The organism is Bacillus sp. KNSH39, assembly GCF_052656585.1.
In genome coordinates this window covers 236,190-261,102 of the sequence record NZ_JBQXYO010000001.1, presented here as the reverse complement: position 1 = coordinate 261,102, position 24,913 = coordinate 236,190, and the positions used below count along the sequence as shown (strand labels likewise).

Sequence of the window (24,913 nt, the reverse complement as noted above, 5' to 3'; positions counted from 1 at the left end):
TTAAAAAATTCGGTAAAAAACCATATAAAAATAGATTCTATCAAAGGGAGCGATAACGGAAAAATTTTTACGCACACATGGATACGAAATTACTGCTCAAAAATACCCTCTTACATTTATCTGCAAGGGGGTTTTCTTTTTATTCATTTTGCAAATAAACAAACGTGTTTCCGCTTTACCTATTTTTTCATGTTTACATTATCCTATCTAGATGAAGCTATCTCCTAGAGGTAACGCCACATGCCCATCAAGTTAAGAGTTAAATTGCCCCCATAGAAAGGAAAACTGAATCGGATTGTATGAATAATTATGAAGAGATAGAATTTTCGTTTTGGAGATATTTCAAAAGTTTAGCTTGATGGGTATGTGAATCTCCTCTCTATAACAAATATTTTTTAGTAAATGTTAAAAATTTTACGAGAATGTAATTTTAAAACATTTTAATTTTTCTCAATTGTATAACTTTGTTTTTGAACTATACTTAATTCGTAATCCCAAAATTAGGAAAGGAGCTTTGAGATAGGACATTTATCTTAATTGTTTACTTAGAGGAGTGATTTAAGAAATCAATGAAGGTAATGTGTTTCTAAATTAATCAGGAAGGGAACTTGAAGTGTTACTATGCTTTTTTTACTCATCTAAAAATATCATCAACATTTTTTTATAAGTGTGAATTTAAAAAATCCACTTTCGGCATTAGTGAAAAAACTGATATTTCGTATGTAAGTAATAATGAATTTTAACGAAGGGACTGATCTATATGAACAGAAGAAAGAATTATAGATTACAAAAAACTATAAAGGTGTTTGCAACATCTGCTATTTTAGCAACCACGTTATTTACACCTATTATGTCAAACAATTTAGATGTACATGCTGAAACTGCACAAACTGCAACTCAATTTGAACAAAGAGAGTTTGACCTTCCAGGTACAGGAAGTTTTTGGGATGAAGCAAAAAGAGAAAAAAGAAGTGAGCAAAAAAATTATATGCCAACAGGCATATATGTGAAACCTAATGAACAGGTTACAATTACAGTATCAGGAACGCAAAAGATTAGAGCCATTATTGGGACACATCAATATGATAAAGAATGGGGAAAAGAAATTGATCTTTCACCTGGCTCTAATACCATCTCTTCACCAAACGGCGGCGTATTAGGGTTAGATAATTTTCAAAGCACAGGAACAGTTAAGGTGCAAGTAACGCAAGGCGGTAGCCCTATTCCTTTCTTTGTATTAGGGAAACACACAAAAGCAGACTGGATTGCCATGATGAACAACTATCCAAATGCACATGCAGTACAATTGAAATCAGAACGAGCGGTGCTAACTGTAACTCGTGATAGTGCCAATAAATATATTGTAAATCAAGATCCTGTGCCCCTATTAAATAAATATGATGAAATGATTCGAGCGCAAGACAAGTTAGCAGGGCTATCTGAAACAGATCCTAATCCTTTACATCGTTCAACTCGTCGTATTTGGGCCTTTGTAGAAAATCCTAACGCACAAAGTTGGGGCATGTATGCCAGTTGGGATGGAGCCGTCTTTACGACTGCTGGTGAAGCTATCAAAAGTACTTTAAATGTCAATGAGTTTGGGTGGGGACAAATGCATGAAGCGGGACATGCACGACAACAATATCCATGGACGTGGAATGATTTAAGAGGTATGGGTGAAGTAACTAATAATCTATATTCTTTAGCTGCATTCAAGAAAATATACCCAAATATACCAACACGTTTAGATACAGAGGGAGATTATAATAGAGCTTTTGCGTATTTAAAACAAACAAATAAGGAATATAAAAATATTGACGACCTGTTTGTAAAACTTGTTATGCTTTGGCAACTTCATTTGGCATATGGGGATGATTTTTATCCAAATCTCCACAAATTATATCGTGAGATACCAGAGGATCAACTTCCCAAAACAGACGAGGATAAAATACAGGCATTTATTTACAATACATCGAAAATAGCAAAACAAAATGTACTGCCATTCTTTGATAAATGGGGATTGAAAGCAACACAAGAAACGAGACAAAAAGTAGAAGCTTTAAACAATCCAACATTAATTGCACCTATATGGGAAGCGACGGATGCTAAACCTGTTAAACCACTTGCTGTATTGTCAAAAAAAATAATGAAGGCAAGTGCAAATAGTGAGGAATCAACGGGCTCAGCTAGTAAGGCGATAGATGGAAAAACAGATACATTTTGGCATAGTACTTGGACACCAAATCAATATCCTTACAATTTGACACTAGAACTTGGTGATACACGTACCATTTCACAATTGGCATATCTTCCAAGGCAAGATTGGTCAGAAAATGGCCGTATTTTAACTTACAATATTTATACGAGTGTAGATGGCATTACGTATGACAAAATATCATCAGGAACATGGGAAAATAATAGTGATAAGAAAACGGCAACATTTACCCCAGTTACTGCAAAGTATGTAAAAGTGGAAGTAACGAAAGGACAGAATGGATTTGCTTCAGCAGCTGAAGTAGATATTTTAGGGTATTAATTATTTTCACTTGTAAATGAGTATATGATCACAGGGTGGATTTTGAAATATTTTGAGGATCTGCCCTGTGATATTTTTTGCGTATTTCATGTTCTGTTTTCACTTTATAATTTCTGATAGGAAATAAAGTGAATAAGTTTCAGTTAATACTAATAAAGTAAAAGTCTATAATGATTCTTCAAAAATTTCTTCCTCAAAAAATCTTTTTTGTTTCAACATTTTTCTGACTACTTAGTTTTTCAAACACTGCTTCTTGACCATAATCTCTAAATGTACCTCCAGCAACAGAATCAATTTCTAAATATTTTTCCTTTGAAATCAGATTAGGAGTTAAGGAACCCTTATTCTCACCTCCTACTAAAGACATGTACATAAATATAAGTAGAAATATAACTAATAATCCTAATGTTATTTTCCCTATTTATTGTCTCCTGTTCTAAAAAAACAGTTTCTGTCTATCATACCAACAATAGGGAATGTCCTTTTAGAATTTATAAAAAATATAAAAATACATGACAAACTTATGTATAATTGCAAGTTCAACCCTTACAAAAAAACAAGATAAAAAAATAAACAGCAGAACTAGTCCACTGTTTACTTTGCCACACCTTCATGTAATTTTTCTGTATAATCCTTTACATCTTTCCAGCTATCTTTCGCTGTATGTATATCTTCTTTTATAAACGTAAACTCTTCTGGAGTAATTCCTTTTACGTTTTGTAGTAAATTATTATATTTTGCACCTACTGTATACCATTGATTTGATATGTTTTGTAGTGCTGTAATTGCTGCATCAATTGTTTCTGTCATGTTTGTTGTTTTATTTTTTACATCAGTCAAAATTAAGACTTCTGCTTGTGCTCCTGAAATTCTATCTTTTAAATTGGCGATTTCTCTTTCTGCATTTGCGATATCTTTTTTCGCAACCGCAATCATCGGCCCGCCAGCAAGACATGTTATTAGAGCTACGCAAAGTACGCCACCAGCAATGACCATATCATTACTCTTTTTAATCGAATCGTTATATGTATTTATTTGTTGCTCTAGAGCTGGAATACCAGCATTCGTACTTGCCAATATCGATGTTAACTGATTTGTATCCTCTTTGAAACTATTTGTATCTTTCGCCATTCTATCGCGAAAAGCTTTCAAATTTCCTAATAATCCATCTACCTCATTTTGATTCTTTACAATATCCGCATACAACTTTTCTAAATCCGCTTTTAATTTTCCGCTATCCTTTTGATCAATCGCTATTAACATGTCATTATAATACGATTGAAAAGTATTATTGTAATTTATAATATTTTGATCTGTTTTCATAATTTGAGGCTTCATATTATTTAACCAATATGCCGCATTAATTTTTGCATCTCTTTGATGCTGAATCATATTCCCTTTAAATTCACTATTAATCGAACTTATTTTACTTAAATCCGTCTCTTGTTGATTTTGAATTAATTTTGCATATGAATCCATTGCAAATATGCTTGATGTCGTTTGTGCCATTACATCTTGGAATCCTGCTGGTCCAAGAGAATAGTTTTTCACATTTTCTTGTAGCACCGTTACATTTTGTTCTGCTGCAAAAGGATGTAAAGGAAATGCGTTACTCGTTGCCACCCCAGCAATCATTACCGCTAAAAGACATTTTTTATAAAATCGTTTCTGCATATTTTTCACCTATTCTCTTTATAAGGATATCAAAAGCTCCTGCTCACAACTGAACAGGAGCTTCAAATCATTCATCAACACTTAACGCCCTAACGATTCGTATTCGATTATGCTTTTTTCGTATCTACTACTTTAATATCTTCAGCATAAATCTTTTCTGCATAGTCTTTAATGTTTTTCCAGCTATCTTTCGCAATGTTTAAATCTTCTTTAATGAAAACAAGATCGTTTGGACTAATTGAATCCACATTTTGAAGTAAAGAATTGTATTTTGATCCCATTGTATACCATTGGTTTGAAATGTTTTGCAACGCTGTAATTGCAGTATCAATCGTATTTGTTAAATACTCAGTTTGTGTTTTAATGTTCGTTAACCCAGCTACTTCTAATTGAGCAGTTGTAATTTGTCCAGTTATTTTTTGAATTTCAGCTTGTGCATTGTCAAGTTCTTTCTTCGCTAATACGATACCAGCTGTACCACCGCCTACAGCTGCTGCACCACCTGCAATTAATGCGACTCCTAGCGGTGTTCCTGCACCCGTAGCAATAACTACTGCACCACCAATAATTGCAATTGGTCCTAGAGCTGTCGCAACAGATGAACCGATAATAATTGCATTATATTTACTAATTGCTTCATTGTACGTTGTAATTTGATTTTGCAGAAGGGGAATCCCTGCATCTTGACTAGCTAATATAGATGTAATTTGATTTGCATCACCCTTGAAGTTTTGCGTATCCGACGTCATTTTATTTCGGAATTTCTTTAAGTCTTCTACTAACTGATCCACTTGTGCTTTATTTTCATTAATACTACTTGATAATCTAGTTAGGCCTTTCGTAAGAGTCGCTTTATCTTTTGCATCTACCGCAGCAACTAAAGTATCATAATAGTTTTGGAATTTCGTATTGTAGTTAATGATGTTTTGATTCGTTGAAATAAGCTGTGGCTTTAATACATCTAACCATTGCTTCGCATTTCCTCTAGCTGTATCTTGGTGCTGAATCACTTTTCCTTTTAAAGCTGCATCAACAGTCGATACATTTCCAAAGTTAACATTACCTTGTTTAATAATTGTTAAAGCATACAGATCCATTACTAAAGCATTTGAACCTGTTCTTTCCATTGCATCTTTCAAGCCTTCTGGTCCTAATGAATATTCTTCATAGTCATTATAAGCTTTTGCTACCGCATGAACTGGAGCTTGTTTCACTGTACTTTCAGCTGCATACGTATGAGCCGGCATAATATTTCCTGCTGCAAATACTGCCATCAGTGCTGATAGAGCCATTACTTTATAAGGTTTTTTTGTCATTTTTCTTCTCTCCCTATATCGCTAATTATTTTTCTGTTTAATGTACTTCAACGTTTGTAACGTAATCTTCAAATTGATTTGTTTGCTTATTCATTTCATCACTTACTTTTTTAATTTGATTGAAATGTTTTTGAAGTAAACTACTGTCTGTATACGTGCCTTCTTCAACATTCATTTGAATTTGGATCATATTATTATTTAAAACTTTCCAATCCGTTAATAACGTTTCTAAAGTTGTAATTTGACGATCAATTAATTCTGTAAAGCTATTTACTTGATCTTCAACGAATGTAATTTGAGTCGCCTCTGCTTCAGTTTGTGATAACTTTTGAATAAGTGGTAATAACTCTTTTTGCTTTTGTTGAATGCGAAGAGCTGCTTCTCTCGTTTGACTATCTGCAGCATTTACAATTTCATTACTTAAAGTACCGATAGAAACAAAATCAATTGTTTTCGTTTGTGCAGTTTGATTTGTGATTGTAAATACTTGTTTACCGATATTAATAGAACCTTTAATGATTTCTTGAGGTCTATTCAAAATAGTAGTTAGTTCAGCTTGAATTTCTCCTTGAATTCTTTTAATATCTTCTCTTAATTTCACAATATCTCCACTTGATCCTTGTAATGTTTTTATTGCTTCATCGGCTTTAATTGATAAGTTGTTACTATCTTTGTCTAATACTGTTTTAAATCGATTTAACTCTAATAAATCTTGCTCCATACTCTCTTGGATGCTCTGTACTTGCAATTGTAATTTTCCATATGCACTCATAAAATCTGCTTTTGCTTGCTGATCTTCATTTACGTTTCCTGCTAGTTCATAGAGCTTACTATAATAGCTATTAAATCTAGTGCTGTATCTCATCATCTCTTGATTTAAGTCAATTAGCTTCGGATTATATTCATCAATCCACTCTCGTACATTCGCCTTTGCAAACTTTTGATGATTCGTTAAGCTACTCATCGCATTTACCTTAATGTCTGGCTGTTGCAAAATAATTAATCCGTATGCTTGAATAAGCGGTGATTGTGATCCTAACATTCTAATTGAATTGGATAATGTATTTGGAGCAATTACATTTTGCGCATATACTGTTTTCACTTCCGTTTGCCCCTCCTTAGCGTAAGCGCTTACAGGAATGAAGCAACTCGTAGATACTGCTGTAACCAATAACCCTGTAATTAAAGTCTTTTTCACTTTAACTCCTCCTATGTATTAGCAACTATTACTATCGCATTTTATTATTCTATTTTCTTGCCCATAATTTGAGATGGTTAAAATAGAGAACGTTCTCACCGTGATCTATGTATGAACCATCTCTCCCAACTGTTATTGCTACAGTACTTACTTATTGTTATAAAACTTTTCATATGTGTTTAGTATGAATAATATTGTATAAATTTTCTATTTCATCGAAATTCCCACATTCACACAGTGAATATATTACATAAAAATATTATTCATTTTAAACTAAACAACATACGTAAATATGAAATTTCGTTTTGTTTTCATATAAGTTTTGTACTGTAAGGTCATTTAAACACAGCTGTTTATATAACGTAAAGAAGTATTTTCATTCCCTTTATTTTCAAGCTTTCATGTCCTTATTTCAAAATATAATCCGATTCACTTTATCGATTGAAATATCTACATATCACAACAGAAAACACTACTTGCAAATAACCGATAAAATTATATTAATATAATTTTTAAATCCATATGCAATTATGCATAGCATATACACAAAAAGGATAGCTTCATTTTCATGAAACTATCCTTAAAAAATCTTCTTATTTTTTCAAATGATATGGAACTGTCGTAATAACAACATTTCTTTTATAAAGTAAATACGCACGTATGAGTAAACTGGATTGATTATGAAGAATGTTATGCCAACCTTTTTTCGGAATGAACTGTGGTATAACGACCGTAACGCGGTAATTCGATTCACTTGCCTTATATTGCACTGTATCAATGAACTTCGTTAGCGGCTGAATAATACTTCTATAATGAGAATGTAATGTAACAAGCCTTACTTCAGGTTGCCACTTCTTCCATTTCTCTTCAAATTTCTTTTCTTCTTCTCTGTCAAAAGCAACATATACAGCGATAACTTGATCTGCCGAAAGAGACTTCGCATAGTTCAATGAATTTTCTACTACATGCGTCATACCTGCTACAGGAACGACAATTACATTCCCCTCAATCGGAATAAGAGGCTCGCAAGTTTTTAAACTTAATTGATCACCCACTGCATCATAATGCTTCTTAATTCGATGGAATAAGAAGATAATAACTGGTAAGAAAATAAGAATCGACCAAACTTGTGCAAATTTAGTTAAAAAGAACATGCTCATTACGATAAAACTAATAACTGCACCAATTAAATTAACCGTTAATCTTAAAGCCCATCCTTCAGGCTTTTCGCGAAGCCATTTTAATACCATTCCTGTTTGAGAAAGTGTAAATGGAATAAATACACCTACTGCATATAGTGGAATTAAATGTTCTGTTTGTCCTTGGAAAGCTACAATTAAAATAATCGAAGCAACTCCAAGTATAATAATACCGTTTGAGTAACCTAGACGGTCTCCTCTAATCGTAAACATTCTCGGTATGAATTTATCTTTTGCCAGGTTAACCGCTAATAAAGGAAATGCAGAATAACCTGTATTAGCAGCAAGAATTAATATTAAAGCTGTTGTACCTTGTATGAAATAGTACATGAAATTACGTCCAAATGTTTGTTCAGCAATTTGAGAAACAACTGTTACTTCTTTACTCGGAGTCACTCCGTAATAATAGGCTAAAAACACAATTCCTGAAAATAACACAGCAAGTAATGCACCCATTGCAAGCAATGTTTTTGCAGCATTGTTTGGCGCAGGATCTTTAAAGTTCGGAATTGCATTTGAAATTGCTTCAACACCTGTTAAAGCAGAACTACCTGATGCAAATGCTCTTAGTAATAAAAATAAACTAATCCCTGCAACTGGTGTACCAATCGGCGCATGTAAAGTGGGTGAAACATGACCAGTTAAAATATTATATATGCCTACACCAATTAATATAAATAATGCTAAAACGAATAAATAAACAGGATATGCTAAAACGGAAGCTGATTCCGTTACTCCTCTTAAATTTAAGATCGTAATTAATATAACAAATATAACCGCAATAATTACGTTGTGTGCATGTAAGCTAGGAAATGCAGACGTAATTGCATCTGTACCAGCGGACACACTTACCGCAACAGTTAAAATATAGTCAACTAATAAAGATCCTCCAGCAATTAAGCCTGGATTCATCCCTAAATTTTCTTTTGATACAACATACGCTCCCCCGCCATGCGGATAAGCAAAAATAATTTGACGATAAGATAAAATAAGGGCTGTCAATAATACTAATACCCCAACAGCGATCGGAATGGAATACCAATAAGCGATCGCTCCAACACCTGCTAAAGCAATTAAAATTTGCTCTGGACCGTAAGCAACTGATGACAATGCGTCAGAAGATAAAATAGCTAAAGCTTTCGTTTTATTAAGCTTCTGTTCTCCAAGCTCCGTTGATTTTAACGGTCTTCCAATTAAAAATCTTTTAATAGATGAAACCAATGCTGTCCACTCTCCAATAATTTTGTACGAACTTTACTGCTTGTTACAGCCAGTAAACGATTTCCTCAGAAAACAAAAAATGTCTACAAGCCATAGCGAAATAGACTTGTAGACATTATTTTTTTTGTCGCACAAGCTCCACCTTCCTTCTCAATATAACGCTTACGAGGTTAGCTGTCGGATTCGGGCCTATGAGTAGCCCTACCTTTTCAAGGATTCACCCCATCGGATTATGTACTAATCCGTAAAAACGGGTCCCCCGTACCATGCGGTTTCAGCGATTTAGAAAATTGAAACTGTGGATTATAATACTCCTTTATTTTCAAAAAGTAAACAAAAATTTTTAATAAGAAAAAAATTAAAATGATTGCGCATAATCCACTGAGAAATATACATAATGAATACTAAAAAATCCGCAAAGGAGACCCATATGTCTAAAGAAAAGAAGCCTATTTTTTCCGATTCATATTTAGATGCAGTAGCAAATGAAATTAATCAGTTATATGGTAAACGTGAACAGGAAATAAATTTGACAGATAGAACGAAAAGAAATAAATAATTTGTCATACAAAAAATAAAAAAGATAGCAATACACTTATATATTGCTATCTTTTTTATTTTTTCATACATCTAATTCTATTACAGATCTGTTAAAGGTCATCTCTTCATACACCTTTAAATTTTGATATATAGTGCCTAATAATGGTGCCGCTATAGAAAATTGCTCTGCTACATCCAGTAAATATCCTTGCAAGTGCTTCCCTTCAATAAACGAACCCTTTTCCATATCACGTTGCATTGATGACTTCATATCATACGAAATTTTATCAATCGTTTTCATATGTTCCTGGGCAATATTAGCCTTTACTGGAGCTCCTAATACTCTCATGATTTGTACAGATTCCTCAAACACATTACGGATAAAATCACGGCCGCCTTCACTTTCACGGATTGGTCCAATTGGTGCACGCATTAACGTTGTCACACCTGACATTACAGTAATAAATAAATATTTATGCCACATATCTTGCGTAATATTTTCACTTAAAACAAAACTAGATTTCGTACCTGAAAATGCTTTAGAAATATGCTTTACTCTCTCTGAATTTTGAGACTTAATTTCTCCAAACACAAGTCTGTTGGCAGCGCTGGTTTGTACAATTTCTCCTTGATCGTTTAACGTCGTCTCGATAAAGCATAAACCGCCAATTACTTTTTCTTCGCCGAATTCTTTTTGTAATAGCGATAAATGAGCGATACCATTTAACAATGGAATGATTACAGTATTTTCGCCAACAAACGGCTTCAAATCTTGAATTGCCTCGTTTAAGTGATACGCTTTTGTTGAAAATAAAATAACATCAAATGGAGAAGTTCGCTCTTCTTTCGTTATTAATTTCGGTCGGAAGGAAAAATCCCCGTTAACACTTCGGATTACAAGTCCTCTTTCCTCTAATTGTTTTTTCCGTTTACTACGAACAAGAAACGTGACATCTTCTCCCTTCTCGACTAATCTGCCACCAAAAAATCCTCCGACTCCACCAGCGCCTAATACTAAAATCCGCATACAGCATCCCCCTTTTCAAAATACAATTTTATAACTTTTAGTATACATAACATTATACATGTTCCCTGCTAAATAAGCTGAATTTTCACTCTCAATTGAGTATAAAAGAGTGGTTATTTTCAAATAAATTTGGGCATGTTGTTTCTATAGCATATATGGAAAGGACACAATGTAGATGGAGGCAATACAATCAATTGAGGAAAAAGGTGTAGCAACAGCTATATTTCAATTTATATTCCCGTTTTCGTTTAAAGCTGGATATGAACAAGAGATGTTCCCTTTCTTACAAAAAAACGATTTTCGTCCTTTTCGGCTCGATCATCTCGATGATGAAAATACATATTATGGGGAGTTTAAAGTTTCACATCAAAATATGGAAGCATACTATCTTTCATTTACAAATAAAATTCTCTTTCCTCACTCAGAGCATCAAAAGGGCTTGCAACGTTATTCAAAGGACCTTAACTTAACTGGACATTTAACAACAAACCTTATTTCAATTCCATTCAAGATACACTCTATTGATGTCACACTTTGTCCTTATGAACTTGGCTTCTTAACAATTCGAACAGAAGTAAACACTGCTCCAAACATGACTTTATCTGAAGCAATCGAATTCGCTGCTCGCTTCCGTGTACTTGAAACTAAAAATGATACAAATGAGACTATTTGTATTGAATGTAACGGAAAAAAGTATTCCCAAGTTGAAAAATTCATTTTTGGTTATTTATTTCATGGTGTAACTGATTTCTTTGAAAAGAAGAGATTAAGAAGTTCATACTTTCAAACCTTCCCTTTCTTCGAAGACCAAAGAATGTACGTCCAAACTTTATTGTCACTAAAAGAAGGTATGGAGCTTAATGAAGCGGATGTTTATCGTACTTCTAGTCTTTCCGGATTAACAAGTGATGGTAAGCCATATGTGAGCGCAAATAACCTTCCTTACATTCATGACTATTTAAAAAAACACGCTTACCAGAGATGGGCTCCAAATCGTTATTTCATAATGGAAGAACATATTTTTACATGTGTAACAAATGAAGGAGAACGTAAAATCGCTAAACTTGCTAGTCAAATGTACGGAGAATTTTATTACGCTTTATTATTAAACCTATTCCATAAAATTGTTTTATTAAAAATGGCTAACGCCTATGCTGAGCTAAACATTGAACAAGATACTAATGAAATAGAGAAATTAATTTATTCGATCAATTCGTTCACTGCTAATTATTTTTCTTTAGAATTAGTATCCCAATCACAAAGTGAAGATATTTTCTTTCGTTTAAGAAAACTTTTTAATATTGAGGTTCTATACTCGAACGCGAAACAAAATCTTGATAGTTTGTTTAAATATCAAGAAAATGTCGCCTCTAAAAAAGATAGCCTCTTATTATTAATTTTAACGCTCTACTCTGTAGTGGGCCAAATGTTAGGGTTTACTATGATTGACCTTTTAAGAAACACCGATTCAAACAAAATATCGTCACCTCTTGAATTTTTCGCTCTATTAATTGCGATTAGCGGCATTGTCATTTCACTTATTTTAGGAGCCCAAAGTTTATACCAATGGGGTCTACAGCATAAACGAAGAAAAGCTTGGGTAAAACAAACTGTACTTTCTGCCGTTAAAGAGAAAGAAGATAAAAATTAAAAAAGGTTATTTTCAAATTCTTGGCGCGCTGCATTAAGTGAAATTTTTATGAGCGATTTTCCGATTATATCGGCGCAACTCGAAATATATCAGCGATTTTTTTAATATATCGACTTACCGACAAATGACAGGACCGGATAATAAAAAAGGGTGCTCCAAAATAAAACTTGGAGTACCCCTTTTATTATACGAATTCAGTTTACTTCCCTGCTTCGATTTGCTCTAATGCAGCAGCTACTTGCTCTTCCGTTAATTCATGTTGTATTACGTAGCGGTTACGTGGACTTACACGACATTCATGAGAACATGCACGTAAATATTTCGCTTCGTTTTCTTCAGAACATAAAATTTTCTTATTACATTCTGGATTTGAACAGTTTACATAGCGCTCACAAGGTTCACCTGTAAAGTGGTCTTTACCAACGATAACATGTTCTTTTTGGTTTACTGGTACAGCAATACGCTCATCGAACACGTAACATTGTCCATCCCAAAGCTCACCTTGTACCTCTGGGTCTTTTCCGTACGTTACAATTCCGCCGTGAAGCTGACTTACATCTTCATAGCCTTCACGAACTAACCAACCAGAAAACTTCTCACAACGAATTCCGCCTGTACAATAAGTTAAAATCTTTTTACCTTCAAGTACTTCTTTATTTTCACGAATCCAATCTGGTAATTCACGGAATGATTCGATATCAGGTTTAATCGCACCTTTGAAGTGACCTAAATCAAACTCATAATCATTTCGTGCATCAATGATAACTGTATCTTCTTGTTTCATTGCTTCATAAAAATCTTTTGGCTCTAAATACTTCCCAGTTATTTCGTGTGGGTTAATGTCATCTTCTAGACGAAGTGTAACTAACTCTGGACGAGGACGCACGTGCATTTTCTTGAATGCATGACCATCAGCTTCATCTATTTTAAATACGATACCGTCAAAACGTGGATCATTGTTCATTGCTTCCATGTATTTCTCTGTTTGTTCTACAGTTCCAGAACAAGTTCCGTTAATACCTTCTTTCGCTACAAGAATTCTTCCTTTTAATTCAAGTGAATTACAAAATGCTAAATGCTCTGCCGCGAATTCTTCTGGGTTTTCAATTGTTGTGTACATGTAATATAGTAATACTCTGTATGGTTTTGTAGTTGCCAATGTATTTCTACCACCTATCTAATTTTTAAAATCATGTATAAGTTAACGTTCATATCAAAACATATATAATAAGAAAATGAATCCCATTTTCTTTTCTTTATACTATTTTCTATCAGTTAACAAAAATAAAAAACAAGATTACACATCAAAACACTATGGTTATGTTGTAATCCCAATATATTATATATCATACAAATGCAATTCCATCAATTAATATGCTGGATTATCGGCTTTATGTTCACATAAATTTCAAAATTGACCCTTTAATTTATTATGTTTCCCCACGTCATCACACCATAAACTCCCAATTTATTTTACGTTATCACACCATCCATTGCATAAAGGCATATAATTTGCATTAAGGAAACTTTCGTGTTCAAATGAAATTATCATATAACATATCTAAATGTATTGAAATAATGAGTAAGAATAAATACAATAATTTCATCAAGTTAACATTTTAAAGGGGAAAACTACTATGAATAAAGATATAACAAAAGATGAACATCTCCCTTCTGAAAGTACAACCGTACAATCAGCTCACTTAGCTTTAAGTGGAGAAACAAAAGGCTGGAAAAGACTGTTACCATTTTTAGGACCCGCTTTTATAGCGTCCGTTGCTTATATTGATCCTGGCAACTTTGCTACAAATATCGCAGCTGGTTCACAATATGGATATTTACTATTATGGGTTATACTCGCCTCTAACTTAATGGCTGTATTAATCCAAACTTTATCAGCTAAATTAGGAATTGCTACAGGAAACAATTTACCCGAAATAGCTCGTGAAAACTTTCCAAAGCCTGTGTCTATTGGTTTATGGATACAAGGTGAACTAGTTATTATGGCTACAGATTTAGCGGAATTTATTGGAGCTGCATTGGGGCTTTACTTACTATTTGGAATCCCGATGCTACCTGCCGCTTTAATTACAGCAGCCGGATCATTTATTATCCTTGAATTTCAACGTAGAGGATTTCGTCCACTAGAAGCTATTATTACAGGAATGATTTTCATTGTAGTAATTGCTTTTGGGATTCAAGTTTTTTATGCAAAACCAGAATTAAGTCCCCTTCTTTCAGGACTATTTATTCCAAAATTCCAAGGTGTAGACAGTATATTACTTGCAGCAGGGATTTTAGGTGCGACAGTTATGCCGCATGCAATATACTTGCATTCTGCATTAACACAACGCCGTGTGGTCGGAACAACTGACGAACAAAAGAAAAAGATTTTTCGTTTCGAATTTATCGATATTATTATTGCAATGGTTATTGCTGGAGCAATTAATGCAAGTATGTTAATTGTTGCTGCTGCACTATTCTTTAAAAACGGCTTGCACGTTGAAGATTTAGATGTTGCTTACACTCAATTTACCAACTTAGTAGGTCCTGTATCAGCTGCTTTGTTTGGAATTGGGCTCTTATCAGCAGGACTATCTAGCTCTTCTGTCGGTACAATGTCGGGTGATATTATTATGCAAGGTTTCATTCGCATGCATATTCCGTTATACTTACGCCGATTTATTACAATGATTCCACCATTAGTTATTATCGCTTTAGGTGTAAATCCAACTTACGCTCTAGTCATGAGCCAAGTCGTCTTATCATTCGGTATTGCATTTGCACTAGTGCCACTTATTATGTTTACAAGTAACAAAAAGATTATGGGTGCACTCGTTAACCACCGTATAACAACATTTATCGCTTGGATAATTGCAGCACTCGTTATCGTTTTAAATATCTTCTTACTGTATCAAACATTTGTAGGGTAATGAAAAAAGGGTATTCCAATTTTAATTTGGATTACCCTTTTTGGATGAAATGATTTTCTTCTAGTTACCACTTGTGTATGTCCCTCTTTCCGGCATCATGACACCATTTTCAGTTCGAAAGTAAAGTGGCAATCCTTCCGCAAAAAACATACTTACCTTGGACGGATCTTGCCTTTGATGATGAATATGTAAATGCGGCTCACTTGAACTTCCTGAGTTACCGACTTGAGCAAGAAATTCTCCTTCATTTACATGTTGTCCTTCTCTCACATTAATTGATCCTTTCTTTAAATGGGCAAGAATTAAAAATGTGCCCGTTTCATCTAGTCGTAAATAAATATGATTCCCAGCCATTGACTGAAAATTATCCGATCCCGGAACTAAATCTTGTTCATTATTATTAATTGATACAACCGTCCCAGAAGCTGGTGCCATTACTTTCGCTCCATATATTCCGTAATCCTCTAACTTACTACTTTTCACTTCAGCAGGTGGAATGAGAATATCATATGCCCACCTTTCATTTGGTTTTATAACGTGATAGTTCATTTCTAACCGATCACCACCCCAACCTATTAATGCTCGCTCATTCAAAGGAAAACGAACTACTGCTTTAGGACTCATAGATTGTATATCTGCTGGATAAGCAATTCTACCTATATTAGCAAACCAACCGACAGGCCAAGCTCCAATGATAGAAAACAGAATGATTAAAAATAGCGTTCTATCTATCCGCTTTCTAAAAATGCCTTTCCAAAAAAATATTATTACTGATCCTACCAAGAGGAAAACTGAAATAAAACTAAAAGCCTGTATACTCCACCAAACAAAAACTGATGTAACACCATTAGCTACATAAACTAAGATCCAACTTATAATTAAAAAAGAAACTATAATTACTAATAAAAATGCCTTCCACATGTCGCGTCCCTACTCTCATATCCTTTTTCTCAATGATACAAAGTAAAAATTACGACATATAAAAGAAATACTTACGACTTTCTTACTTTTTTATACTGTGGTAATTTCACAGTAAAAACTGTTTCTTTATCGTTACTACGTACAGTGATATCCCCTTGATGGAGATCGGCTATACTTTTTGAAATTGCAAGTCCTATTCCTTTCCCGCCCGTATGAGAACTACGTGATTTTTCACTACGATAAAATTTCTCAAAAACGTAAGGAAGGTCCTCTTTCGGAATGCATTGTCCAAAATTTTTAATTTCTACTTCAACATTCATTGTTTTATTGGAAATTTCAATTGCAATTTCCTTTCCATCTTTTCCATACATAATACTATTACCTATTACATTTTCAAATAGTCTCACTATAAGTGCTACATCAACTTCTACATGCAGCACTTCATCACTTTTAATATAAAAGCTCATATTAGCATCATCTAATTGTGGTACAAAGTCAATCATGATTTGTTCAATTAATGCTTTCATATCTACTTCATCTTTATGTAATTCAATCTCTCTATAATTTATTTGACAGTATTCTAATAAATCATCTATTTGATGTTTTAATTCATAACTTTTTCGCTTTAATATACTTACATACTGTTCACATTCCTCTCCATTCGAATGAAGTTTATTTCCTAACAGGTCCGCATAACCGATTAAAGATGTTACTGGCGTTCGTAAATCATGAGAAATATTACTAATCATTTCATTTTTCATTTCCTGTGATTTTTTTTCATTCTCGATAGACTCTTTTAAGCTTTTCGCCATTCTATTAACATTTGCCGCTAGTTCACCAATCTCGTCATTTTTCAAAATAGGTATATGTATTTCAAAATTACCGTCACTTATTTCCTTCAGGTTCTTGTTAATTTGAGACAACCTTTTCATCAGTGTTTTTGTCATACATGCAAAGTATGTTGTAGTAAAAATCAAAAAAACTATAAAATATAAAAATGAATATTTTTCCTCTAAAACATTAACCTGACTATATATATTTCCAACTAAAATTTGAAACACTATTATACTTACAGTCGCTAACAAGATGCTACATATGAATGCGATAAAAAACTTAGCTCTAATGCCTTGTAATGATTTAATCTTCAATTTAATCTTCAATTTTATATCCGACTCCCCAAACATTTTGAATAAACTTCGGTTCTTTTGGATTCTCTTCAATTTTATTTCTCAATCTTGCAATATGAACCATTACTGTATTATTACTTTCATAGGCTCTTTCGTTCCAAACGCTCTCATATATTTCTTCAATTGTGAACACACGATTCCTTGCAGCTGCCATTAAGTGTAAAATATCATATTCAGTTTTCGTAAGATTGATTCTTTCTCCATATAACATTACTGTTCTCGACACTTCATCTATTTCTAAACCTCTAATATTTATTTTCTTTTCCATTACTTGGGGAGCATTTTGATTGAAATATGTATACCTTCTTAATTGAGCTTTCACTCTTGCGATAAATTCAATTGTACTGAACGGCTTCACAATATAATCATCTGCCCCAGTACTAAATCCAATTACCTTATCTACATCCGATGATTTCGCGCTTAAAAACATAATTGGTAAACTATGTTTCTCTCTAATCCTTCTACAAAGTTCTATACCATCCATTTGAGGCATCATAATATCCAAAATAGCAAGTTGAATACTGTTATTATTTATTATTTCTAAAGCCTCTTCTCCGTTATGAGCACTAAAAACTTTAAAACCTTCTTGTTTTAAATTCACATTAATAAATTGAATAATATCTTTATCGTCATCTACAATTAATATCGAATTTTTTTCCATTTCCAAACCTCTTTTTTGAAATATATTCCACATCTAAGTTTATCATAAATCAAATCTACCCTTACACCTTGAATAATCTTTATTTTCAGATTAAATTATATAATAACAAATACATTCTATTTTCATGTGAAAAGGAGCGAAAATATGTTTCCTTTATTAAAAACTGAAAGACTTATTTTAAGAGAACTTACCGAAGAAGATGCACCGCGTATACTACAATGCTTTTCTAATACTAATGTACTGCGCTATTATGGCCAAAAACCGTTACAAGATGTTGATCAAGTGAAACAAATCATTCATAACTTTAAGTTGAGTTACAATGCAAGAAACGGTATAAAATGGGGAATCGAATTAAAAGACAAGAAAGAACTCATCGGTACCATTGGTTTTCACGATTGGTCTTCTGAGCATAAACGAGCCAATATAAGTTATGCCTTTTTGCCTGAACACTGGGGAAAAGGATATGCGACTGAAGCTGTTTCTGAGGTTATATCATACGGTTTCCATACGATTCATTTAAAGCGGATTGGGGCAATTGTATTTCTTGAAAATGAAGCTTCCAATAAAGTGCTATTAAAACTAGGTTTTGAAAAAGAAGGAGTTCTAAAAAATTATATGTATCAAGATGACATTCCCTATGATACGAATTTTTATTCTTTATTAAAATCGGTTTAGTAGAATACATGTGTAAAAAACTTGTTTCAGTACAACAGTTATAGGTAGCGAATTTTTAATGACGGATGCGAAGTACTATACATTATAAAACATTAAAAAAGGGCTGTGAGTAAGCTTTTACTCATAGCCCTTTTTTATGTTCTTTTTCTGTTTTCGCAATGCTTTTGGTACGTATACGCAGAAAGGCTCACTTTCCATATAATCCCCCGTCATTGCATATGCTCTAGAACGAGATCCCCCACAAACATATCGAAACTCACAAACACCACACTTTCCCTTATACTTGTCAGGATTACGAAGATTTTGAAAAACAGGGGAGTTTCGATAGATTTCAGCTAGCGAATTTGTTCTAATATTCCCGGTTTTAATCGTCAATACCCCACTTGGATATGTTTCTCGGTATAAAGTTAAGAAATTAGGAATTTTTCATTACTCTAAAAATACGCTATTTAACTGAAGACTATTAAATTAAGTTTCTTAAAATTATATTTTTAAAGTCTTTCAACATCATTACCTCTTTTCTAAAACCATAAAGAACGTACTATCTGGTAGCGTAACAGCATTCCCAGACTCATCTGTAAACTCGATTTTCTCGCTAAGATGGTTTGTATATCCATCCTGCAAATAGTTCATAGCTTGAACGATATTTACTTTATCTCCAAAGATACCCTTTACGAAGTCCTTATAGTCGTTTGGCGTAAAAATTCCAAACTGCTCCTGCACTTCATGAACAAAGGAATCCTCACCCCAAGTATACGTATATAAGAACTCCATTGCATCATTAACAGGCATTTTGACTGTATTGTCTGCAAGTACCTCATACTGGATTATACGCCCCTTAAATTCTTGGACATACTGCTCTAAGAACTTCATTCCGCCTGCATCTTTAAAACGAATCACCCGCATTAACCTTTTATCTTCGGTCATGATGCCATCACGAATGATAATACGGCCTCCTGGCTTTAACACCTCATAAGCACTCTGCAGCCCCTTTTTAATTACTTCATGATTAAATTTCCTACCTTCATACTCGATATAAGAGAACAGCTCATGAAGGATAGAAGAATATACAATCGTATCAACCGATTTTTTTTCAAATGAGCTGCTTAAATTGATTGCATCCCCTTTAATGACGTTCCAAGAACGCCCCTCGTTCTGCTTCTTCTTTTTCAACGTATCAATCACGTTTTCGGAAATATCGATACCGTAGATTCGTTTATCCTCGGTCTCTTCTTCAATCATGTCTAGCATGACACCACCACCGGCTCCGACATCTACAATCGTATCTCCCTTTATATAATCAAGAATAATTCGTTTATCATCAGCCGAGCTATTCATATGCTCCAGATACACTTCTTCGTTATGGAATCTATCATATGCATCCTTTCGTAACCCGAAGAAATCAAACAGCAGCACATTTGCCCGAGCATGCATCATATCTATCTTTTCTGCCTCTACACAGAAGGTAATTAACGCCTCACCTACAGCAGAAAACCGAAACGACACATACGCAGTCTTCATATCTTCATCGACTTTAACCTGAAAAGAAACATGCGTTGTATTCGGTTTCTCGTTCTCACGGTACTCCCGTAGATACTTCTCAATAACTCGCTTACGATACACGTTGTCCTTTTTTTCGCCTTTGAAATCATAATGTAGCTGCTGCATCAATTTCTCGAAATGTATATGCTGAACTTTTCTAGTGCCTATCTCATTCTTTAACATAACAAAAACTGTCCAAATATCCTCAAAGCTAAGAGCATGCATAGAAGGTTCTACATACCACAAATCCTTATTAGATAGGAATGTTTGAACGTCACTCTTCTCGCTCCCCATAATTATATCTTTTTCAAATGCTGACTCCTTATGTTTTGGCGTGAGTCTATGTATACGAGAAGTAAATGGCTCCATATAACCATCAAACAGACCATCAATTGTAATCTTCACATCGTTCTTCACTTCACTCCACAAAGCTTTTGATACGCCCTCAATAATGCATTGGTTAAGATAGTATAGAATCTCCTTTAACCTAACGTCTCCGTATTCTTCTTTATATGTGTTAATTAAATCAACATGAGAGTCCAAACGAGCCTCCCCGCGTATATACTGCCCGATTAATCCATGTGTTCTAATTAAATCTTGAATAAACAAATACTCAGTAGAGTTTAAGTTTGTCTCTACACGTTCAATAAACTGAATATCACTAAAGATATCAGCAGAACCCTCGTTATGTACCAATAGATTAATCCCTTTTTTCTTCCATTGCTCCCGCTGTTTTAAAGATCCTACCTTTGCAAGCTCACTATACGTTAGTACCTTTTCAATAATACGATATGCTTCTTCATCTAAAGACAGTCCATCCAACACTTGCAGCGTACGGTGTACATAGTACAACACCGCATCTGTTTTTAATGCACCAAGTACTTGTACATTCTCATAATTTTGATGTATCTCCTCTGCCTCAATTAGATGCTTTAACCACGTAGGGATTGAAACAGAACTCCCTTCAATATATGTATTTAGAACTTCAATGCTTTTCAACTTATTTCCCCCCATATATAATCAATATCGGTAGTAAGATCTAGTACACCTTCTCCAAAAAGAGCATCACCTTATGTCCCTTCTCCTAAATACTACTACTTGCTTTTTACCATCTACATCTCTTTCGAATAAAAATGTATCAAACCCAGTCTTTTTATCGTGTAAAAGAGAGTTATAAATTCCGTTACTACCACGCCAAGGTTGTAACATATTTTTTGTTGATCTCTTATTTTAACTTCATTAGGAATTTCGGAAGATCACCTCTTAAATTGATAAACATATGTTGTGACAGAATCAACTGAAAATGGAAACGGCAAGCGGGTGCACTCCACTTACCGTTTTTTCATAGCTTAGTATGTATTTGAATTTCTTTTGCTTTCTCTTTTTCACCCTTCACGCGTACAATTAAATCATATGATCCGGATTTTGAAGCTTCAAAAGAAAGCAAACCTTCTTTTTGAGAAGTGATTTCTTCTTCATAAATAACCTTATCATCTTTTGTAACTTGTAATAAAATCGTACCTTCTTCAACAGCTGCTTCATAAGGGATTTCCACATTTCCTTTTTCAGCTTTAAGTGTTTGTACATCGTAATACCCTTGCAGAGAACCAATTTTTAAAGTCGTTTCGCCATTTTTTTGAACCTTTGTAACTTGTGTCGCTGTATTGCACGCGCTTAACAATACAACAAGAGTGAGAATCATAAATAAACGTAATGATTTCATAGAAATTCCCCTTTTTTATGTATATGTGAATTAAGATTCATTCTTTAACTATTTCAAAAACACCAACACCTAAAAAGAATCACTGCTTTTCTTCAATTTCTTTTTTAAATAATTTTTGAAACTCTAATCATTAAAAACCCTACTTTTTCTTACTTTAATTGTTTCTAAAATATAGAAAAGAACCCCTAAACCAAATATCTTTTCAGCATTAGAAATATTATTACCTAATTTAATAATAGGTACATTTAATCCGAATCTTTCGCTCCATTCCAAAGGCATATATCCTCTTTTACAGTTTATTAATATCCGGTTATCCATTGTACGAAAAGAAGTTTCGAAAAAATCAAATTCAACTTCTACTTCAGAAAGTCTTATCTCTTTTTCATTCATTAAAGAACCACGTACCATTCCAAATCCTTGTATCATATTTTCTTTAAACATACCTACACAATTATAATTTGAGTCATAAATAGCCCAATCATAGTTTTCAACTTCACTATGAAAATATGCAAGAGTTTCCCCATCCTTTGCTTCCAATCCAATAACTTGCTTGTTTTTTAAAAAAGGTAATTTTGAAGAAATTATATCAGTTGAAACCATAGTTGTTCCTACTATATAGGCCCCATCGGGAGTATATAAACCGTAATGTTTATTATTTTGAGGTAATTCTAGTAAAACATAAGTATCAATATCCCAAAACTTCAAATCATTTTTAGCTATATTCTCTTCTAATAAGTTCCCTTTTCTTAATTGCCAAAATCCAATCCCCCCAAAAACAAACGAAGCTATAACCATAAATATTATTTCTCCCCAATTAACATCACCCCAACTATTATACAGACAATATAATCCAAAGAGAAAAATCCCTGTCCCAATTAAACACTTAAACCGCCCCCTTTTTTTATAATACTCAAATAATTCCACACAAACACCTCTATCAATTCATCTTAATACCCCAAATTACCTTTTAAGTATACCAAGGACAAAATATATAACCTAATATTTTTTTATATAATTAAAAACAAACATAGTTACAGAAAGAAAATGCTTGTATGCTGATCTGTACTACATTCCCTTATTCCTTGTATGCTATATTTCTATTCTTCTCTTTACTTAAACAAACTGCTCAATATTATTTGTTGCAACTTCTTATGAATGTGTAACTACAATTTTGCACTTCTCTTCTTTATATGCTAGGAACACCACCAAAGGATTTCCCGGTCCTCTGTAAAAAAAACCTTACTTTTAAAAAGTAAGGTTTTTTGTATTTATTCATTAGCAATATAAGCATTCTTATAAGTATAAATACCACCAAATTGATGCTTTTCAATTCCTTTTACATAATCCTTTTGTACATATGCTGAGCCAATATGATAAAGCGGCGCCACCGCAGCATCTTCTAATAATACCTGCTCGGCTTCTCGCAACGCTTTCCATCGATTTTCCGTATCTAGTACAAAATCCGTTTTCGCTTTCTTTATTAATTCATCGTAACGAACATTAGAATAATTCATTTTATTATTCGGATTCCCTGTCGTAAATAACTCTAAATAACTAATTGGGTCTTTATAGTCAGGTCCCCAATTTGCCATAGTTATATCGTAATCACCTATTTGTTCTAACTGTAATTTTTGCTTAAATGGCTGTTGTTTAATTTGTATCGTTAACCCTTGCAAATTCTTCTCTAAATCACCTTTTATATATTCTGCCATACGTATTGCGTTATCTTGTTCGAACGTTAAGAACTCTAGGTTTACTTGTTCTACCCCAAGCTCTTTTTTCGCTTCTTCCCAAAGTTTTTTCGCATTTTGCAAATCATATGAGGAAATATCTCCATTTTCTTTTCTAAAATCTTTACCAGTCACTTCATTTACATGACCAACTGGTACAAGTCCACTTGCAGGTTTTGCTCCGTTATTAATAAAGTGAGCAACGAAATCATCTTTATTTAACGCTAATGAAATAGATTGACGCACCTTTTTATTTGCTAACGCGTTATTTTTTTCATTAAAACGAAGCATAGCAATTCCAGGATCACTCGACATATGTAATTCCTTATTCCCTTTATACTTGTCTACAACTTGCGAATTAATAGGTACTCGATCTAAATCTCCGGCTTCATATAAATTTACAGCTGTCATTGTATCCTTTACGATATGAAAGTTTATTTCGTCTAATTTCACTTTCTTTCGATCCCAATATGTAGCATTCTTCTTTAATTGAAACTCTTGTTCATGCTTCCATTTTTCTAATACAAATGGACCGTTATATATGAGATTACTAGGTTCCAATGCATAATTGTTTCCTTGTTCGTTCAAAAATGATTCATGCTGTGGTAAGTATATAGGTAGTGCTAACAACTGTAAAAAATACGGAACTGGCTGTTCGAGTTCAACTTCTAACGTATAATTATTTATTGCTTTAACCCCAAGTGCATCAAGAGGCATTGTTCCCTTATTAATCTCTTTCGCATTTTTCACATAAAAGAGCATGTATGCATATTGAGATGCCGTTTCAGGATTAATTGCACGTTTCCATGCAAATATAAAATCATTTGCTGTCACACTGTCTCCATTTGACCATTTTGCATCTTTACGCAAATCAAATGTATATTTCTTACCATCTTCACTTCTTTTAAACGATCTTGCTACTGCTGGAATAGGCTGATCTTGATCATTTAATACATATAACCCCTCAAATATATTCTGCATAACGTGGGCTGATGTACCATCCATTGTTTTCGCAGTGTCCAGAGAAGGAATTTCTTCTGATACTGTTACATTTAACACTTGTTTTTTAACCTCTGTATCACTTTTATTCGCTTTATTATTACAAGCTGTTAATAATAAAGATGTAACAAGTGCCATTACCATTAAATGGCTCTTTTTTCGCTTCATGAGTTGTTCTCC

At 33.6% G+C, this 24,913-nt stretch carries 18 protein-coding genes, 1 pseudogene and 1 riboswitch; of the genes and pseudogenes, 5 read left to right on the top strand and 14 right to left on the bottom strand.

What is annotated here, in order from left to right:
- Positions 1 to 760: 760 nt before the first annotated feature.
- Complete coding sequence (locus tag ACUL40_RS01285) at positions 761 to 2,536, top strand: M60 family metallopeptidase (protein ID WP_061113362.1); 1,776 nt, start codon at positions 761 to 763, stop codon at positions 2,534 to 2,536.
- Positions 2,537 to 3,130: 594 nt separating this feature from the next.
- Here ACUL40_RS01285 and nheC read toward each other — a convergent pair.
- The 4 genes from nheC to ACUL40_RS01265 all read right to left on the bottom strand — a co-directional run bounded on the left by nheC (position 3,131) and on the right by ACUL40_RS01265 (position 9,144).
- Positions 3,131 to 4,210: a non-hemolytic enterotoxin NHE subunit C gene (gene nheC / locus ACUL40_RS01280; RefSeq protein WP_001171990.1), complete on the bottom strand. Its 1,080-nt coding sequence runs from the start codon at positions 4,208 to 4,210 to the stop codon at positions 3,131 to 3,133.
- Positions 4,211 to 4,317: 107 nt separating this feature from the next.
- Positions 4,318 to 5,526 (bottom strand): non-hemolytic enterotoxin NHE subunit B, encoded by a 1,209-nt coding sequence (nheB, locus tag ACUL40_RS01275; RefSeq protein WP_000162975.1) that lies wholly within the window; start codon positions 5,524 to 5,526, stop codon positions 4,318 to 4,320.
- Positions 5,527 to 5,563: 37 nt separating this feature from the next.
- Complete coding sequence (nheA, locus tag ACUL40_RS01270; protein ID WP_048538214.1) at positions 5,564 to 6,724, bottom strand: non-hemolytic enterotoxin NHE subunit A; 1,161 nt, start codon at positions 6,722 to 6,724, stop codon at positions 5,564 to 5,566.
- 593 nt (positions 6,725 to 7,317) lie between these two features.
- Complete coding sequence (locus tag ACUL40_RS01265) at positions 7,318 to 9,144, bottom strand: APC family permease (protein ID WP_000254887.1); 1,827 nt, start codon at positions 9,142 to 9,144, stop codon at positions 7,318 to 7,320.
- Positions 9,145 to 9,288: 144 nt separating this feature from the next.
- Positions 9,289 to 9,434: riboswitch (cyclic di-AMP (ydaO/yuaA leader) on the bottom strand.
- Positions 9,435 to 9,574: 140 nt separating this feature from the next.
- Between ACUL40_RS01265 and ACUL40_RS01260 the strand changes: the two genes are divergently transcribed.
- Positions 9,575 to 9,703: a hypothetical protein gene (locus ACUL40_RS01260; protein ID WP_000031873.1), complete on the top strand. Its 129-nt coding sequence runs from the start codon at positions 9,575 to 9,577 to the stop codon at positions 9,701 to 9,703.
- Positions 9,704 to 9,766: 63 nt separating this feature from the next.
- Here ACUL40_RS01260 and panE read toward each other — a convergent pair whose 3' ends face one another.
- Positions 9,767 to 10,711 (bottom strand): 2-dehydropantoate 2-reductase, encoded by a 945-nt coding sequence (gene panE / locus ACUL40_RS01255; RefSeq protein WP_072770018.1) that lies wholly within the window; start codon positions 10,709 to 10,711, stop codon positions 9,767 to 9,769.
- A gap of 175 nt (positions 10,712 to 10,886) precedes the next feature.
- On the opposite strand from panE, the gene ACUL40_RS01250 reads away from it, so the two are divergent.
- Positions 10,887 to 12,362 (top strand): hypothetical protein, encoded by a 1,476-nt coding sequence (locus tag ACUL40_RS01250; protein ID WP_445422930.1) that lies wholly within the window; start codon positions 10,887 to 10,889, stop codon positions 12,360 to 12,362.
- A gap of 199 nt (positions 12,363 to 12,561) precedes the next feature.
- Here ACUL40_RS01250 and trhO read toward each other — a convergent pair whose 3' ends face one another.
- Positions 12,562 to 13,521, bottom strand: coding sequence for an oxygen-dependent tRNA uridine(34) hydroxylase TrhO (gene trhO, locus ACUL40_RS01245; RefSeq protein WP_000246214.1), 960 nt, complete (start codon positions 13,519 to 13,521; stop codon positions 12,562 to 12,564).
- A gap of 478 nt (positions 13,522 to 13,999) precedes the next feature.
- Between trhO and ACUL40_RS01240 the strand changes: the two genes are divergently transcribed.
- A complete protein-coding gene (locus tag ACUL40_RS01240) occupies positions 14,000 to 15,295 on the top strand; it encodes an Nramp family divalent metal transporter (RefSeq protein ID WP_001030679.1) in 1,296 nt (431 codons plus the stop codon).
- A 60-nt stretch (positions 15,296 to 15,355) separates the two neighbouring features.
- On the opposite strand, the gene ACUL40_RS01235 is transcribed toward ACUL40_RS01240, so the two are convergent.
- The 3 genes from ACUL40_RS01235 to ACUL40_RS01225 form a co-directional block, all read right to left on the bottom strand.
- Positions 15,356 to 16,216, bottom strand: coding sequence for a M23 family metallopeptidase (locus tag ACUL40_RS01235; protein WP_000265298.1), 861 nt, complete (start codon positions 16,214 to 16,216; stop codon positions 15,356 to 15,358).
- 71 nt (positions 16,217 to 16,287) lie between these two features.
- Complete coding sequence (locus ACUL40_RS01230; RefSeq protein ID WP_445422947.1) at positions 16,288 to 17,400, bottom strand: HAMP domain-containing sensor histidine kinase; 1,113 nt, start codon at positions 17,398 to 17,400, stop codon at positions 16,288 to 16,290.
- Positions 17,366 to 18,064: a response regulator transcription factor gene (locus tag ACUL40_RS01225; RefSeq protein ID WP_000414517.1), complete on the bottom strand. Its 699-nt coding sequence runs from the start codon at positions 18,062 to 18,064 to the stop codon at positions 17,366 to 17,368. Before ACUL40_RS01225 ends, ACUL40_RS01230 begins: the two co-directional genes overlap by 35 nt.
- Positions 18,065 to 18,208: 144 nt before the next feature.
- On the opposite strand from ACUL40_RS01225, the gene ACUL40_RS01220 reads away from it, so the two are divergent.
- On the top strand, positions 18,209 to 18,739 hold the full coding sequence (locus tag ACUL40_RS01220) for a GNAT family N-acetyltransferase (protein ID WP_000484221.1): 531 nt from the start codon (positions 18,209 to 18,211) through the stop codon (positions 18,737 to 18,739).
- A gap of 117 nt (positions 18,740 to 18,856) precedes the next feature.
- Here the strand turns inward: ACUL40_RS01220 and ACUL40_RS01215 are convergent.
- The 5 genes and pseudogenes from ACUL40_RS01215 to ACUL40_RS01195 form a co-directional block, all read right to left on the bottom strand.
- A pseudogene (locus tag ACUL40_RS01215) lies at positions 18,857 to 19,132 on the bottom strand (SPASM domain-containing protein); the annotation flags it as partial.
- Positions 19,133 to 19,249: 117 nt separating this feature from the next.
- The gene (locus tag ACUL40_RS01210; RefSeq protein WP_144639874.1) at positions 19,250 to 21,295 is read right to left on the bottom strand and encodes a class I SAM-dependent methyltransferase; all 2,046 of its coding nucleotides are present in this window, start codon (positions 21,293 to 21,295) and stop codon (positions 19,250 to 19,252) included.
- Positions 21,296 to 21,623: 328 nt separating this feature from the next.
- Positions 21,624 to 22,004: a BA_1872 family lipoprotein gene (locus tag ACUL40_RS01205; RefSeq protein WP_000838922.1), complete on the bottom strand. Its 381-nt coding sequence runs from the start codon at positions 22,002 to 22,004 to the stop codon at positions 21,624 to 21,626.
- A 123-nt stretch (positions 22,005 to 22,127) separates the two neighbouring features.
- Complete coding sequence (locus ACUL40_RS01200) at positions 22,128 to 22,928, bottom strand: hypothetical protein (RefSeq protein ID WP_002164570.1); 801 nt, start codon at positions 22,926 to 22,928, stop codon at positions 22,128 to 22,130.
- Between the two features lie 344 nt (positions 22,929 to 23,272).
- On the bottom strand, positions 23,273 to 24,901 hold the full coding sequence (locus tag ACUL40_RS01195) for a peptide ABC transporter substrate-binding protein (protein ID WP_000823515.1): 1,629 nt from the start codon (positions 24,899 to 24,901) through the stop codon (positions 23,273 to 23,275).
- Positions 24,902 to 24,913 lie beyond the last annotated feature (12 nt).